The sequence below is a fragment of the Kurthia sp. FSL E2-0154 genome (assembly GCF_038003625.1).
In the GTDB taxonomy this organism is placed as follows: domain Bacteria; phylum Bacillota; class Bacilli; order Bacillales_A; family Planococcaceae; genus Kurthia; species Kurthia gibsonii.
This window is the reverse complement of sequence record NZ_JBBOPO010000001.1, coordinates 1466599-1481296: the sequence shown is the minus strand read 5'-3', so window position 1 is coordinate 1481296 and position 14698 is coordinate 1466599. Positions and strand designations below refer to the sequence as shown.

The following is a 14698-nucleotide window of genomic DNA, read 5'->3' as shown; positions in this document are numbered from 1 at the left end:
AGATGATGCAAGGGTGTACTTTTTTGAAAGTCGCTTTATTTTAAATCTAAAAAGAAAAATAAGTTTTTTATAAAAAAAGAGTTAAATAAAGGGTTGTTTTTAGTAAATAAAGTGAATAGTACAAAGAGTCCTTTTTAACCATACGCTATACTTTATGGAAAAAGGAGGAATTATATGAACCCCACACCAATCCATATTATAAGTTCTAACCCTTATGAAAAGAGTATATGGCAAAAATATTTTGAATATATGTCATATCAAACATTTGAATTACCTAATGAGTATATACATGAACATCAACAAGTAAGTGAAGTGCATCTTTATTTATACCAATTACTAACAGGTATCTATGATGTATATCGTTTAGCCTATCACCACTTTTTTGAAGTAGAAAAGGAAAAGCTTACGTATGAACAATGGTTATTTTATGTAAAAAAACATCCTTTTGCAAAAACAAAAGTAACGACGATGATTTTACTTAAATATCGTCAATATATTTTAACTGACGTTTACGAAACACCTGTTCGTTCTTTACCACCACAAATAAAAAACCTTCAAAAATATATTCAAACTAAGGAACCTTTTTTAGATGATGTTAGTTATAATAGGGTAGGAGAAGGGCAAACTTGTAAAGACGGTAATGAATATATTTTCACGCATGCAATTGAATTGCCATTCCAAAGGGTTGAAATGATGCTGAGAAAGTTGGCGGAAATGGAACATCTTGATGAGGTGATGTCATGATGAAAAAAGTCAATCATTGTATCCAGCAAGTAGCGACACAGGAACGACCGAGAGAACGATTGGTTTTGTTTGGTGCAGAACAACTTTCGAATCATGAGCTATTAGCGATTTTAATTGGCTCAGGAACGAAAAAAGAATCTGTTCTTGATATTGCAACACGATTACTAAATCAGTTTGAAACATTACTCAATTTGAAGCATGCCACAATTGAAGAACTGCAAGCAGTCGATGGAATTGGTCGCGTTAAAGCGATGTATTTATTGGCGGCTTTTGAACTAGGAAGAAGAAGTCATCTTCCGAATCGTTTAGAGCGAACGGTTGTGAAACATCCAGATGATGCAGCAGACTATCTAATGTCTGATTTAGCACAGTTAATGCAAGAGCATTTTGTCGTTCTATTTCTCAATGTGAAAAATGAAATCATACATAAGCAGACGATTTTTATCGGTAGCTTAAATGCGAGCATTGTTCATCCGAGAGAGATTTTTCGTGAAGCGGTAAAGCGCTCGGCAGCATCAATTATATGCGCGCATAATCATCCGTCAGGAAATCCAACTCCAAGCCCTGAAGATATAGAAGTAACGAAGAGAATAGCGGAAGCCGGAGGAATTATTGGAATTGATTTACTAGATCATATTATCATCGGCGATTATCGGTATATTAGTATGAAAGGAAAAGGTTTCTTCTGATACTGTTCCTTTTTATATTTTTCCGTTATAATGAAACGTATGATTTTATGACAGCTAGTTATTATAAACGGCTAAGGAAAGGAAGAAATTAACGTGTTCGGATTAGGTGGAAAAGATGTCGGCATTGACCTTGGCACAGCAAACACACTTGTATTTATTAAAGGGAAGGGTGTCGTACTACGTGAACCATCTGTTGTAGCGAAAAATACGCAAACAAACACAACAGTAGCAGTAGGTAACGAGGCTAAAAATATGATTGGTCGTACACCAGGATCAATCGTAGCAATTCGTCCAATGAAAGATGGCGTTATTGCAGATTTTGATATTACAACAACAATGATTAAGCATTACTTACAAAATGCTTTAAAAGTAGTAGGTAGTTCATTCAAAAAACCAAACGTTGTTATATGTGTACCATATGGTATTACGTCAGTAGAAAAGCGTGCAGTAATTGATGCAGCACGTCAAGCGGGTGCTCGTGAAGCGTTCGTAATTGAAGAACCATTTGCAGCAGCAATCGGCGCAAATTTACCAGTATCAGAACCTACAGGTAGTATGGTTGTAGATATCGGTGGCGGTACAACAGAAGTGGCAGTAATCTCACTTGGTGGTATCGTAATCAGTGAATCTGTACGTGTAGCAGGTGATGCAATGGACCAAGCGATTATTGCATATATCCGTAAATCATATAACTTAACAATTGGTGAGCGTACAGCTGAAACAATTAAAATGGAGATTGGTTCTGCGACAAGTTCAATGGATGAAGAGCAAAAAATGGAGATTCGTGGACGTGATCTTGTAACAGGTTTACCAAAAACAATCGAAATTTCTTCTATTGAAATTGCAGATTCATTACGTGAATCGATTTCAGCAATTATTGATGGTGTAAAGAAAACTTTAGAACAAACACCGCCAGAGCTTTCAGCTGATGTTATGGAGCGCGGTATTGTTTTAACAGGTGGCGGAGCATTACTTCGCAACTTAGATAAAGTAATTAGTGATGAAACAAACATGCCTGTATTTATTGCAGAAAATCCATTAGATTGTGTAGCGATTGGAACAGGTATGTCATTAGACCAAATCGATACATTAAAACAACAGCAAACAATTTAAGGGAGGGAAATCGGCAATGCCACAATTCTTATCGAATAAACGATTAATATTTCTTCTTATCGGAGTCATTCTGTTAGTGGCATTGATCAGTTGGACCTTAAGCGATCGCGATAAGGTATCACTCCCTGAACAAATTATTAAAGATACAGTCGGCTTAGGACAAAATATTGTTGCTAAGCCGGCTGGTTATGTTACAGGGCTTATTAATAGTGTAGATGACTTGTTGAACACATATGATGAGAATAAGCGTCTTAAATCACGATTAGAAGAGTTTGGTACACTTCAAGCAGAAGTAAATGAGTTAGAAGTTGAAAATAAAAAGCTTCAAAAGTTATTAGATAAAAAAACAGATCTTCGCGTATATGATCCAATTCAAGCGAATGTTATCGCGCGAAATCCTGACCAATGGGAAGAGAAGTTAATTTTAAATGAAGGATCTTCAAATGGCGTGAAAAATAACATGGCTGTTTTAACATCTGAGGGCTTAGTTGGGAAGGTTGTTCAAACAACACCTTACACATCAGAAGTAGAATTATTATCAACGAATAATACAAATTACCGCGTATCGGCTACTGTCTCAAGTAAAGGCAAAGAAGCGCGTGGTTTAATTGAAGGTTATGATGCAAAAAGAGGCGAATTAATGCTAAAACGTATTGATTCAAAATTGAAAATTAAAAAAGGTGATAAAGTAACAACTTCTGGTTTAGGGGGTATTTTCCCTAAAGGTATTTTAATTGGAGAAGTAACAAAAGTGACAACGGATGATTTCGGTCTAACAAAATTAGCGTATGTTAAACCAGCAGCTGATTTCCAAATGATTGATCATGTAATTATTGCAAAACGTCAAGCAATCCAAGTGGATGGCTCAGACGGTGATGCTACGAATAAAAACCTTTCTTCAGAAGGGAATGACAAGTAATGGCGAAGTATTTAATTCCTGCTGTCGCCGTCATTCTATTCTTTTTAGAAACAGAATTCTCACTTTTTTCACCGATTGATATTAATGGTCAACGAGAATATTTAGTTCCTCGCTTTGTCATTCTTTATTTAATTTTTCTCTCTATCTATTATGATAAGAAGCGCGCGATGATTTACGGACTTGTTTTTGGACTCGTGTACGATATTTTTTACATTGATATTATCGGTTTGTACACTTTCCTTTATCCGTTCATTTGTTTTATTGCTGGTTCTACAGTAAAATATATACATCAGCATCTAGTTGTCACAACAACATTATCATTACTGCTCGTAGCACTTCTGGAAATTGCGTTGCATCAATTTTTCTTACTCATAGGTTATACTGATATTTCTTTTACAGAATTTTTAAATCATCGTTTAGTACCGACAATGATTGCCAACTCTGTATTTTTAATTATGCTTGGTTGGACGTTTAAGTACTTACTTGAAGCAAGGGTTCTAGAAAAAGCAAATCAGTCAATAATTTAATGGAGTGAGGTGGCTTTTTTGACAACGAAACAACTTATCAGTCTAAAGGGGACAAAAGAAGGTTTTGTCCTCAAATTAGACGACCAATGTGGCTATGAGGAATTATTGCGTGAATTGGAAGGAAAGCTTGCAGAAGATCGTCTTGATGAACAAGTAGAGGTCCAGATTGCAATCGGAAACCGTTACTGTACAGATGAACAAATGAATGAATTGCTTCAAGCAGTACAGGAAGCATTAAATGTTCGCGTATCGAAAGTGAAAAGTGACGTCATTACGATTGAAGAATCGAACCAGCGTATAATGGAAAGTCAGTCTTCTACATATATTGGGATTGTACGCTCTGGTCAAACTGTCAGTTCAGAAGGAGATCTTGTCATTGTTGGAGATGTAAATCCAAATGCACAAGTTACAGCAGGCGGAAGTATTTATGTCTTAGGGAAGTTAAAAGGAAGAGCACATGCAGGGAAAAATGGCAACTGTGAGGCAGTTATTGGAGCGTCATTTTTATCCGCTACACATTTAGCAATTGGTCATGTTCTTGAAATCATGACGAATGAAAAGCAAGAGTTGGCTGAAACACCAGAAATGGAATGTGCTTATTTACTTGATGACGAGACAATTGGCATTAAAAGGCTTCAAGAACTGCGTATTATTAGACCGAATTTGTCTACGTTTAAGGGAGGAAGCTAATGTGGGAGAAGCTATTGTAATTACTTCCGGTAAGGGTGGAGTTGGTAAAACAACAACCACTGCCAATCTAGGGACTGCATTGGCACTACAAGGCAAGTCCGTCTGTTTAGTCGATACAGACATCGGACTACGTAACCTAGATGTTATTTTGGGGTTAGAAAATCGTATTATCTACGATTTAGTTGATGTGATTGAAGGACGATGTAAAGTTCATCAGGCACTTGTAAAAGATAAGCGATTTGAAGAATTACTATACTTATTACCTGCTGCACAAACAGCGGATAAGAATGCGGTTAACCCGCAACAAATGAAAGATTTAATCGATGAGTTAAAAGAACAATTTGACTATGTTTTAATTGACTGCCCAGCAGGAATTGAACAAGGTTATCGCAATGCAATTGCGGGCGCTGAACGAGCGATTGTTGTGACAACGCCAGAAATTTCAGCTGTTCGAGATGCAGATCGCATTATTGGTTTATTAGAGCAAGAAAATATCGAGCCACCGAAATTAATTATTAATCGTATTCGTACGCACCTGATGGATCGCGGCGAAACACTTGATATTAATGAGATTACAATGCATCTATCACTCGATTTAATTGGTATTATTCCAGATGATGATCGTGTTATTACATCTTCGAATAAGGGTGAACCGATTGTGTTAGAACCATCTACACAAGTGGGGAAAGCTTATCGTAATATCGTGAGACGTGTAATGGGGGAGTCTGTACCATTAATGACACTAGAAAAAGAAAAACAAGGAATCTTCACTAAATTTAAAGCTTTATTTTCAAAATAAAGATGCGAGCGAATTTCACCGTTTTAGGTTTAGAAATTCGCTTTTTTCATACGATAAAAAATATTTTGGTTGTTGTAAATAAAAGAATATACGTTATTATACGAAAGTAACTTGACGACTTTAAAACCGTATGGTATTATTTCATATGTTATGTAGCACCCGTGCTACAACCGCACTGACGAGGTTCAAGTATCTTTTAGATCACCTTTGAAGGCGAGTCTGAGTCTATTGAGGAGGTGCAGTTATGTACGCAATTATCGAAACAGGTGGTAAACAAATCAAAGTTGAAGCGGGCCAAGAAATCTACGTTGAAAAAATCAACGCTGAAGCTGGTGAAGTGGTGACTTTTGACAAGGTTCTTTTCGTTGGTGGTGAAGACGTTAAAGTTGGAGCTCCATTCGTAGCTGGTGCAACAGTTACAGCTAAAGTTGAAAAACAAGGTCGTCAAAAGAAAATTACTGTTTTCAAACTTAAAGCTAAAAAGAACTACCGTCGTAAGCAAGGTCATAGACAACCTTACACTAAACTAGTAGTTGAAGCTATCAACGCTTAATTATTAGTGAGGTGAAAAAGTTATGATTACAGTAGAGATTCATAGTAATGAAAATCGAGAATCATATGGCTTTGAAATTTCAGGACATGCCTATTCAGGTGAACCTGGTCATGATTTAGTTTGTGCAGGCGCATCTGCTATTGCCTTTGGTAGTGCAAATGCGATTGGACAACTACTTCAAATTACGCCAGGAATCGAGCAAGGTGAAGAAGGCGGCTATTTATCAGTCGTTGTGGATCCTGCCGATTTAAGTCCTGAACAAGACGCAAAACTGCAAACAATTCTTCAAACAATGGTAACCCAGTTTTATACGATGGTTGCTAGTTATGGAGATTATATCGAATTAAAATATAAAATGCTGTAGGAGGTGGAACATTATGTTATTGAAATTAGACTTACAGTTCTTCGCATCTAAAAAAGGTGTAGGTTCTACAAAAAACGGTCGTGATTCAGAGTCAAAACGTTTAGGCGCTAAACGTGCTGACGGTCAATTCGCTTCTGCTGGTTCAATTTTATACCGTCAACGCGGTACAAAAATTTACCCAGGTGAAAACGTTGGTCGTGGTGGCGATGATACTTTATTCGCTAAAGTAGACGGCATTGTTAAATTCGAACGTTACGGTCGCGATAAGAAGAAAGTTAGCGTGTATCCTGTAGCACAAGAAGCTTAATTTAAAAGTTAAGGACTGCAGTAATGCAGTCCTTTTTTGTGGTGAAAAAACGGTGTTTGCTTCAGGTGCAAATACCGAATTTTTTTCGCTCAATAGAGAAATTTTCATAAAAAATTGTTATACTAACAACAAGAACATCTCGCTAAAGGAGTGTTTACTTGTGATAGATCAGCCACTATCCGTAAATGAAGTGCTTCGGCACATTCAACATGATTTTTTAAATCAATTACAATTAATCAAAATGAATCTGGCTCTAGACCATGTCGAAGAAGCCAATCAACTTGTTGACCAACTCTCAACAAAATATCAACGATTTTCAATTATAAATGGACTGAAATGTGCGCATTTAATCGAATGGCTTCAGACATGTCAGTGGCGTTTTCCTTCTATAACGATTACAATGGAGAGCGATATTTCCGATAGCGCTCCAGCAGAGTGGGACGTTCCTCTGCGTAATTATTTAGAGAGCTCGCTACAGTCTGTACATGAAACAATCGACCCGTTTGTTGAACAAAATTGTCATATCTATGTGATGTCTACGAAACAAAAAGTGGAGGTTGCAGTCGAGATGAAGGGACATTTTGAAAAAAGCGATTTTTCAATCCCGATTCAATCAGAAGATTTAAGTGTAATCCATGAGGAGTATTCAGATACAGTGTGGCGTTATCGTGTCATAGGAAGTAAGGAGGGAAAGTAAATAATGTTTGTCGATCACGTAAAGATTTATGTTAAAGGTGGCGACGGTGGCGATGGTATGGTCGCGTTCCGTCGAGAAAAATTTGTTCCAAATGGTGGACCAGCAGGTGGCGATGGTGGTAACGGGGGTGCCGTTATCTTCAAAGTAGATGAAGGACTTCGTACGTTAATGGATTTCCGATTCAAACGTCACTTCAAAGCTGAACCAGGTGAGAACGGTATGAGTAAGAACGCACATGGTCGCGGTGCAAAACCAATGGTTGTTAGCGTGCCACCAGGTACAGTTGTAACAGAAGAAGAAACAGGTCGCGTTATTGCGGATTTGGTAGAGCATGGACAAGAAGCGATTATTGCACGCGGTGGACGCGGCGGACGTGGTAACTCACGTTTTGCAACACCTGCAAATCCTGCGCCAGAACTTTCTGAAAAAGGAGAGCCAGGGCAGGAACTTAATGTTATATTAGAGTTAAAGGTATTAGCTGATGTCGGTTTAGTCGGTTTCCCAAGTGTAGGTAAATCTACTCTACTATCAGTCGTATCTTCAGCAAAACCAAAAATCGGTGCATATCATTTCACAACGATTGTACCGAACTTAGGAATGGTTCAAGTCGGGGATGGCAAATCATTTGCAATGGCTGACCTACCAGGATTAATTGAAGGCGCTTCTGAAGGTGTGGGCTTAGGACACCAATTCTTACGTCATATCGAACGTACCCGTGTTATTGTACACGTAGTTGATATGTCAGCCATGGAAGGTCGTGACCCATACGAAGATTACCTAACGATTAATCGCGAGTTAGAGCAATATAATTTACGCTTAACTGAACGTCCACAAATTGTTGTAGCCAACAAAATGGACATGCCAGATGCAGAAGAAAATTTAGCTGAGTTCAGAAAGAAAGTAGGAGAAGATATTCAAATCTTCCCAATCTCAGCTGTTTCACGTCAAGGTTTACAAGAACTACTTTATGCAGTGTATGAATTACTAGAAGTAACACCTGAGTTCCTACTACACGATGATGAAGAGGAAGAAACAGATGCTACAGTACTTTACAAACATGAAATTAAAGGACCAGATTTCGTTGTAACACGTGACGATGACGGTGCTTTTGTATTAAGTGGTGACACAATCGAACGTCTATTCAAAATGACAGACTTTAGTCGTGAAGAATCAATTCGTCGCTTTGCACGCCAAATGCGTGGTATGGGTGTCGATGATGAGCTTCGTCAACAAGGTGCTGAAAATGGCGATACCGTTCGTATCTTAAAATTTGAATTTGAATTTGTAGAATAAACGATTCAGGGGGGAAAAAGATGAAAAATGTAGCGGATCAAAGATATTATTTAGTTCGTGAAGATGTTTTAACAGATGCGATGCACAAAACGTTGCAAGCTAAACATTTGCTACAATCAGGAAGCGTCTCATCTATCTGGGATGCTGTGAAACAGGTTGATTTATCTAGGAGTGCTTTTTATAAGTATCGAGATGCTGTTTTCCCCTTTCACTCAATTGTTCAAGAACGCATCTTAACAGTGTTCTTGCAATTAGAGGATCGTAAAGGTACATTAGCTAGACTTCTTTCTACAGTTACCGATACACATTGTAATGTATTGACGATTCATCAAACAATTCCGATTCAAGGTAGAGCCAATGTAACATTGTCCTTAGACGTGACTGCAATGGATGTTGATTTAGACGACTTATTACAAAGTCTGAAAAAACTTGATTTTGTTGAATCAGCAGAAGTGATTAGTTCAGGCGCGTTATAAGAGGGGGCTTTTGTGTTGGAATCAAAAGAGTGGGAGAATCGCGTGGCTTATCTAGGCCCAGAAGGTACATTTACGGAATTGGCGACAAAAGAATTGTTTCCAAACGATTGGACAATCCCTTTTAAGACAATTCCAGAATGTATTGAAGCAGTTGATTCAGGACAAGTCGATCGTGCAGTAGTACCCGTAGAGAACGCTTTAGAGGGGACAGTACCACTGACGATTGATTATTTATTCCATGAGGCAGATTTGTATATTGCGGCAGAGGTATTGTCGCCGATTGAGCAGCATTTAATGGTACATAAAGACCATGCAGCGCATTATAGTGAGATGGAACGCGTGTATTCGCATCCACATGCCCTTGCGCAGTGTCATAAATTTTTGCATTACCATTATCGTTCTGTACCACTAAGTCAAACGACTTCAACAGCAGCAGCGGCACAATATGTGTCAGAACATCCAGAGAATAATATCGCAGCAATTGCGAATATTGCAGCGGCGAAACAGTATGATTTGGCGATTGTAGAACAGAATATTCATGATTTCCATTTTAATCATACGCGTTTCTTTGTATTATCGAAGCGTAATGACCGTATTGAGCGAGAAGCGGATCAGGGACCGATTAAAACAACGTTGATGATCAAGTTACCAAATGATCGTTCAGGCGCATTGCATCAAGTGTTATCTGTGTTTGCATGGCGTCAAATCAATTTAAGTAAGATTGAATCGCGTCCGTTAAAAACAGGACTTGGTGATTATTTCTTCATCGTTGACTTACTAGAAGACGAGCATGCACCTTTAATGATGGGTGCGATGGAAGAATTGAGAGCGCTTGGCTGTTCGGTTAAGTCATTAGGTAGTTACTATACGTATCAGCAAAAATAAAAAACGAGGTTAGAGTGGAAACACTCGCCTCGTTTTTTATTATGCTTCAGGTAATAGATAACCCTTTAAACGTAATTGTTCAATTGCTGCATCCAGTTTTTTTTCGTCATCGGATGAAATTACGTGTAGATGAACACCTTCTGTTAAATTCATGAGTAAGCTTGCTTCAGTTGCGGTTACTTTTTCAATAAATTGTTGTACATCATAACGACTTGATACCATGATGGACGCTGTAATTTCACCGTATACGGGATGTTCTACCGTTACGTTTTTGACTGTTACCCCTGCATCAACAAGTGTATTTAGTTCATCTTCTGCTTGTTCTGGTGTATGGAAGCTCGCAATCTCGCGTTCAAACACGCGATGATTTGGATGTTCAGATAAATAGACGTAACCTTGACTTGTCGCCATGATTGGCTCGTTTTTTGCTTTTAAGAGCGCCATGTCATTCACAATCACTTGACGCGACACATTTGTTCGTTTCGCAAGTGCTGTCCCTGTGACAGGGCGTTGTTCATTTTTCAGAATCGTAATAATGGCCTCACGACGTTCTTCACCTAATAATTTTTTCATATGATTAACACCTCGATTGAATGCTTTTACGCTGTTAATCATATCATATATTTTTAAAAATGAATCACCTTATAATCGTTCGAAAGCATTCGTGAATTGTGGTATGATAGCTACTATGGGAATGTGTGTTTGTTTTTAGCGCACGACGGATTATGCTATAATGCAAAAGGCTATGAAAAGGAGAATTCGTGTATGTATGATTATATAAAGGGACCTGTTACGCGTGTGACACCCGAATACATTGTAGTGGAGGTGACAGGTGTAGGCTGGCAATTGAATACACCAAACCCTTATGCTTTTCATGTATCAAATGAGGAAATTCAAGTATTTACACATCTAAGTGTAAGAGAAGATGCACAGCAACTATTTGCCTTCACGTCACTTGAACAACGTGAGCTATTTCGTAAGCTGATTCAAGTATCAGGGATTGGACCAAAAGGAGCGCTTGCGATTCTTGCAAGTGGACATCCATCACAAGTAATCACGGCGATTGAACAAGAAGATGAAGCTTTCTTAATTAAGTTCCCAGGTGTCGGTAAGAAGACAGCACGTCAAATGATTCTTGACTTAAAAGGGAAGTTAGATGCATTACTTGAACATGTAGACTTACCGAGTGCAGAGGACGAATTACCGTTATTCGGTGTGAATCCGAATAAACATGAACTTGAGGAAGCGATGCTTGCTTTAACAGCACTTGGTTACTCAGAGCGTGAACTTGCAAAAGTGAAGCCACAACTAGATGAAAATGAGCAATTACATACGACAGAAGCTTACATGAAGGAAGCGCTCAAAATATTATTAAAACAAAAATAGGAGGTGCAGATTGATGGAGGAACGGATTGTGTCAGGTGAGTCTACAGAATTAGATGAACAATTAGAACTTTCATTAAGACCTCAAACGCTTGATAGTTATATTGGACAACAAAAAGTAAAAGAGAATTTACGCATCTTTATTGAAGCGGCAAAAATGCGTGAAGAATCGCTCGACCACGCACTATTATTTGGACCTCCTGGACTCGGGAAAACGACGCTTGCGGCAGTTATTGCACATGAGATGGGTGTTAATATTCGTATGACAAGTGGGCCGGCAATTGAACGACCAGGAGATCTTGCAGCTATTTTAAGTTCATTAGAACCGGGAGACGTGTTATTCATTGATGAGATTCACCGCCTACCGCGTGCGATTGAAGAAGTGCTCTATCCAGCAATGGAAGATTTTTGCCTCGATATCGTAGTTGGTAAAGGTCCGGCAGCACGCTCTATCCGCCTTGATTTACCACCATTTACATTAGTTGGTGCAACAACACGTTCAGGCGCATTATCTGCACCACTTCGCGATCGTTTTGGTGTATTATTAAGATTGGACTATTATGATGAACCCTCACTTGCCGAAATTGTAAAAAGAAGTGCGGACTTATTTGGTGTTGCAGTTCATGACCAAGCAGCGAATGAACTAGCAAGACGCTCGAGAGGAACACCACGTATTGCGAACCGCCTATTAAAGCGTGTGCGTGATTATGCACAAGTTTTAGGAGACGGAGAGATTACGGTATCACTCTGTCAGACCGCTTTAGAGCTTCTACAAGTCGATCCACTCGGTTTAGATCATATTGACCGCAAATTAATCGAGGGAATGATTGAACGCTTTAGAGGAGGTCCTGTAGGCTTAGATACGATCTCTGCAAGTATTGGTGAAGAATCGATGACGATTGAAGAAATGTATGAACCTTATTTAATGCAAATCGGGTTCATTCAACGAACACCAAGAGGTCGTATGGCCACAGCACTTGCTTATACACATTTCGGATACGCGTATCCAGCAGAAACTTAATGAAAAGAAGGAAGTAACGATGAAACTAGAAGATTTTGATTACGTATTACCAGAAGAATTAATTGCGCAAGTACCACTTGAAAATCGTGCTGCAAGTCGATTGATGGTATTAGATAAAGAAACAGGTGAAGTAGAGCATCATCACTTCCCACATATTGTTGAAGAATTAGAAGCAGGAGACTGCTTGATTTTAAATGATACGCGCGTATTACCTGCTCGTTTAATCGGTGAAAAGAAAGAGACAGGTGCACATATTGAAGTGCTACTCATTAAGCAAACAGCTGATGACGAATGGGAAACATTAGTGAAACCTGCTAAGCGTATTAAAGTGGGAACAGTTGTCACATTTGGTGATGGACTATTAACAGCTGAATGTACAGGTGAGTTAGAGCATGGAGGTCGACTTTTTAAATTTAATTATGAAGGGATCTTCATCGAAATTTTAGAAAAGTTAGGTACAATGCCTCTACCGCCTTATATTCATGAGAAGTTAGATAACCAAGAGCGCTATCAAACTGTTTATTCAAAAGAACTAGGTTCAGCAGCAGCGCCGACAGCCGGTCTGCATTTTACAGATGAAATTTTAGATGCTATTCGTGCAAAAGGTGTACAAGTTGCTTTTGTAACTTTACATGTAGGGATTGGTACATTCCGCCCGGTAAGTGTTGAAACAATTGAAGAACATGATATGCATGCAGAGTTTTATAACTTACCAGCTGAAACAGCTCAAATCATCAATGATACAAAAGCGAACGGTGGACGTGTCATCGCAGTAGGTACAACATCTACACGTACACTTGAAACAGTCGCACAAAATAATAATGGTCAAATTATTGCAGAGTCAGGTTGGTCAAAAATCTTTATCTACCCTGGTTTTGAATATAAAGCAATCGACGGAATGGTTACAAACTTCCACTTACCAAAATCATCATTAGTAATGATGATTAGTGCATTGGCAGGTCGTGAAAACGTACTGAATGCTTATAAAATCGCTGTTGAAAATAAATACCGATTCTTCAGCTTTGGTGATGCGATGTTCATTCGTCCACAAAAGAAAGGAAATTAATTTATGTCAGAACAACCAATTCGCTACGAACTGATTAAAACATGTAAACAAACGGGAGCACGTCTAGGGATTGTGCATACACCACATGGTTCATTTGAAACGCCAGCTTTCATGCCAGTAGGTACACAAGCAACGGTAAAAACGATGGCACCAGAAGAAATTAAAGAAATGGGCGCAGGAATTATTTTAAGTAACACTTATCATTTGTGGCTACGCCCAGGGCATGAGATTATTAAGGAAGCAGGCGGACTTCACAAATTTATGAACTGGGACCGTGCAATTTTAACGGACTCAGGTGGTTTCCAAGTATTCTCATTAAGCGATATGCGCAAAATCACAGAAGAAGGGGTACATTTCCGCAATCACTTAAATGGTAGCAAAATGTTCCTTAGTCCAGAAAAAGCAATGGAGATTCAAAATGCACTTGGCTCAGATATTATGATGGCTTTTGATGAATGTCCTCCATTCCCAGCAACATACGAATACATGAAAGCTTCTGTTGAACGTACTTCTCGTTGGGCAGAACGTTGTTTAGAAGCACATGAACGTCCGCAAGATCAAGGACTATTCGGTATTGTACAAGGTGGAGAATTCGAAGAACTACGTAAACAATCTGCAAAAGATTTAGTCTCTATGGACTTCCCAGGGTATGCAATTGGTGGTTTATCAGTTGGCGAACCAAAACCAATTATGAACCGCATGTTAGAATATACTACGCCATTACTACCTTCGCATAAGCCACGTTATTTAATGGGTGTTGGCTCACCAGACTCATTAATCGATGGTGCGATTCGTGGTATCGATATGTTTGACTGTGTATTACCAACACGTATTGCACGTAACGGTACGTGCATGACAAGCCAAGGTCGTGTTGTCGTGAAAAATGCAAAATATGCAAAAGACTTTACACCGCTTGATCCGGAGTGCGATTGCTACACATGTAAAAACTATACGAAGGCATATATTCGTCACTTAATTAAGGCAGATGAAACATTCGGTATCCGTTTAACTTCGACACATAACTTGCACTTCTTGCAAAACTTAATGCGTCAAGTACGCCAAGCGATTCGTGAAGACCGTTTAGGCGACTTCCGCGAAGAATTCTTTGAGCAATACGGATTTAATAAACCGAATGCAAAAAATTTCTGATTCTTGTATAATAATGAATGAGA

General features: G+C 38.7%; 19 protein-coding genes and 1 other annotated feature. Of the genes, 18 read left to right on the top strand and 1 reads right to left on the bottom strand.

Annotation, left to right across the window (positions count from 1 at the left end; genetic code table 11):
• Positions 1-174 precede the first annotated feature (174 nt).
• The 14 genes from MHB75_RS07315 (at position 175) to pheA (ending at position 10056) form a co-directional block, all read left to right on the top strand.
• Positions 175-744, top strand: a complete 570-nt coding sequence (locus MHB75_RS07315; protein WP_340996805.1) for a hypothetical protein — start codon at positions 175-177, stop codon at positions 742-744.
• Positions 741-1433: a RadC family protein gene (gene radC, locus MHB75_RS07310; RefSeq protein ID WP_141274221.1), complete on the top strand. Its 693-nt coding sequence runs from the start codon at positions 741-743 to the stop codon at positions 1431-1433. Before MHB75_RS07315 ends, radC begins: the two co-directional genes overlap by 4 nt.
• Before the next feature lie 93 nt (positions 1434-1526).
• Positions 1527-2546 (top strand): rod shape-determining protein, encoded by a 1020-nt coding sequence (locus tag MHB75_RS07305; RefSeq protein ID WP_068452268.1) that lies wholly within the window; start codon positions 1527-1529, stop codon positions 2544-2546.
• Positions 2547-2562: 16 nt separating this feature from the next.
• Complete coding sequence (gene mreC / locus MHB75_RS07300) at positions 2563-3465, top strand: rod shape-determining protein MreC (protein WP_141274222.1); 903 nt, start codon at positions 2563-2565, stop codon at positions 3463-3465.
• Positions 3465-3992 carry a rod shape-determining protein MreD gene (gene mreD, locus MHB75_RS07295; RefSeq protein WP_068452275.1) on the top strand — a complete coding sequence of 176 codons (528 nt, stop codon included), beginning with the start codon at positions 3465-3467 and terminating at the stop codon, positions 3990-3992. The genes mreC and mreD overlap by 1 nt, the downstream gene beginning before the upstream one ends.
• Before the next feature lie 18 nt (positions 3993-4010).
• Entirely contained in the window at positions 4011-4682 is a 672-nt protein-coding gene (locus MHB75_RS07290) for a septum site-determining protein MinC (protein WP_141274223.1), read from the top strand.
• A 1-nt stretch (position 4683) separates the two neighbouring features.
• On the top strand, positions 4684-5481 hold the full coding sequence (gene minD, locus MHB75_RS07285; protein WP_068452281.1) for a septum site-determining protein MinD: 798 nt from the start codon (positions 4684-4686) through the stop codon (positions 5479-5481).
• A gap of 158 nt (positions 5482-5639) precedes the next feature.
• Positions 5640-5712: a sequence feature (ribosomal protein L21 leader region), on the top strand.
• A 13-nt stretch (positions 5713-5725) separates the two neighbouring features.
• Positions 5726-6034 (top strand): 50S ribosomal protein L21, encoded by a 309-nt coding sequence (rplU, locus tag MHB75_RS07280; protein WP_141273599.1) that lies wholly within the window; start codon positions 5726-5728, stop codon positions 6032-6034.
• A 22-nt stretch (positions 6035-6056) separates the two neighbouring features.
• Positions 6057-6398: a ribosomal-processing cysteine protease Prp gene (locus tag MHB75_RS07275; RefSeq protein WP_141273601.1), complete on the top strand. Its 342-nt coding sequence runs from the start codon at positions 6057-6059 to the stop codon at positions 6396-6398.
• A 13-nt stretch (positions 6399-6411) separates the two neighbouring features.
• Positions 6412-6705 (top strand): 50S ribosomal protein L27, encoded by a 294-nt coding sequence (gene rpmA / locus MHB75_RS07270; RefSeq protein ID WP_068452291.1) that lies wholly within the window; start codon positions 6412-6414, stop codon positions 6703-6705.
• Positions 6706-6865: 160 nt separating this feature from the next.
• Positions 6866-7402, top strand: a complete 537-nt coding sequence (locus MHB75_RS07265; RefSeq protein ID WP_170214725.1) for a Spo0B domain-containing protein — start codon at positions 6866-6868, stop codon at positions 7400-7402.
• Between the two features lie 3 nt (positions 7403-7405).
• Positions 7406-8695: a GTPase ObgE gene (gene obgE, locus MHB75_RS07260; RefSeq protein ID WP_141273605.1), complete on the top strand. Its 1290-nt coding sequence runs from the start codon at positions 7406-7408 to the stop codon at positions 8693-8695.
• Between the two features lie 20 nt (positions 8696-8715).
• Positions 8716-9171, top strand: a complete 456-nt coding sequence (locus MHB75_RS07255; RefSeq protein WP_068452300.1) for an ACT domain-containing protein — start codon at positions 8716-8718, stop codon at positions 9169-9171.
• A gap of 15 nt (positions 9172-9186) precedes the next feature.
• Positions 9187-10056, top strand: coding sequence for a prephenate dehydratase (pheA, locus tag MHB75_RS07250; protein ID WP_141273607.1), 870 nt, complete (start codon positions 9187-9189; stop codon positions 10054-10056).
• Positions 10057-10095: 39 nt separating this feature from the next.
• Here the strand turns inward: pheA and MHB75_RS07245 are convergent, their stop codons facing one another.
• The gene (locus MHB75_RS07245) at positions 10096-10671 is read right to left on the bottom strand and encodes a transcription repressor NadR (RefSeq protein ID WP_340996797.1); all 576 of its coding nucleotides are present in this window, start codon (positions 10669-10671) and stop codon (positions 10096-10098) included.
• A 150-nt stretch (positions 10672-10821) separates the two neighbouring features.
• Here MHB75_RS07245 and ruvA point away from each other — a divergent pair, with 150 nt between their 5' ends.
• Genes ruvA through tgt form a run of 4 tightly spaced genes read left to right on the top strand, consistent with a single transcriptional unit; the run spans position 10822 to position 14675 of the window.
• Entirely contained in the window at positions 10822-11442 is a 621-nt protein-coding gene (gene ruvA, locus MHB75_RS07240; RefSeq protein WP_141273611.1) for a Holliday junction branch migration protein RuvA, read from the top strand.
• Between the two features lie 13 nt (positions 11443-11455).
• Positions 11456-12460, top strand: coding sequence for a Holliday junction branch migration DNA helicase RuvB (gene ruvB, locus MHB75_RS07235; protein WP_340996794.1), 1005 nt, complete (start codon positions 11456-11458; stop codon positions 12458-12460).
• Positions 12461-12479: 19 nt separating this feature from the next.
• Positions 12480-13526 carry a tRNA preQ1(34) S-adenosylmethionine ribosyltransferase-isomerase QueA gene (gene queA, locus MHB75_RS07230; RefSeq protein ID WP_068452317.1) on the top strand — a complete coding sequence of 349 codons (1047 nt, stop codon included), beginning with the start codon at positions 12480-12482 and terminating at the stop codon, positions 13524-13526.
• 3 nt (positions 13527-13529) lie between these two features.
• A complete protein-coding gene (tgt, locus tag MHB75_RS07225) occupies positions 13530-14675 on the top strand; it encodes a tRNA guanosine(34) transglycosylase Tgt (RefSeq protein WP_141273615.1) in 1146 nt (381 codons plus the stop codon).
• Positions 14676-14698: the final 23 nt, after the last annotated feature.

What these genes read in the sequence shown, in the direction of transcription:
- MHB75_RS07315 (WP_340996805.1), top strand. Translation starts at nt 175, where the DNA reads ATGAACCCCACACCAATCCATATTATAAGTTCTAACCCTTATGAAAAG.
- radC (WP_141274221.1), top strand. Translation starts at nt 741, where the DNA reads ATGATGAAAAAAGTCAATCATTGTATCCAGCAAGTAGCGACACAGGAA.
- mreC (WP_141274222.1), top strand. Translation starts at nt 2,563, where the DNA reads ATGCCACAATTCTTATCGAATAAACGATTAATATTTCTTCTTATCGGA.
- mreD (WP_068452275.1), top strand. Translation starts at nt 3,465, where the DNA reads ATGGCGAAGTATTTAATTCCTGCTGTCGCCGTCATTCTATTCTTTTTA.
- rplU (WP_141273599.1), top strand. Translation starts at nt 5,726, where the DNA reads ATGTACGCAATTATCGAAACAGGTGGTAAACAAATCAAAGTTGAAGCG.
- MHB75_RS07275 (WP_141273601.1), top strand. Translation starts at nt 6,057, where the DNA reads ATGATTACAGTAGAGATTCATAGTAATGAAAATCGAGAATCATATGGC.
- rpmA (WP_068452291.1), top strand. Translation starts at nt 6,412, where the DNA reads ATGTTATTGAAATTAGACTTACAGTTCTTCGCATCTAAAAAAGGTGTA.
- obgE (WP_141273605.1), top strand. Translation starts at nt 7,406, where the DNA reads ATGTTTGTCGATCACGTAAAGATTTATGTTAAAGGTGGCGACGGTGGC.
- MHB75_RS07255 (WP_068452300.1), top strand. Translation starts at nt 8,716, where the DNA reads ATGAAAAATGTAGCGGATCAAAGATATTATTTAGTTCGTGAAGATGTT.
- MHB75_RS07245 (WP_340996797.1), bottom strand. Translation starts at nt 10,671, where the DNA reads ATGATTAACAGCGTAAAAGCATTCAATCGAGGTGTTAATCATATGAAA.
- ruvA (WP_141273611.1), top strand. Translation starts at nt 10,822, where the DNA reads ATGTATGATTATATAAAGGGACCTGTTACGCGTGTGACACCCGAATAC.
- ruvB (WP_340996794.1), top strand. Translation starts at nt 11,456, where the DNA reads ATGGAGGAACGGATTGTGTCAGGTGAGTCTACAGAATTAGATGAACAA.
- queA (WP_068452317.1), top strand. Translation starts at nt 12,480, where the DNA reads ATGAAACTAGAAGATTTTGATTACGTATTACCAGAAGAATTAATTGCG.
- tgt (WP_141273615.1), top strand. Translation starts at nt 13,530, where the DNA reads ATGTCAGAACAACCAATTCGCTACGAACTGATTAAAACATGTAAACAA.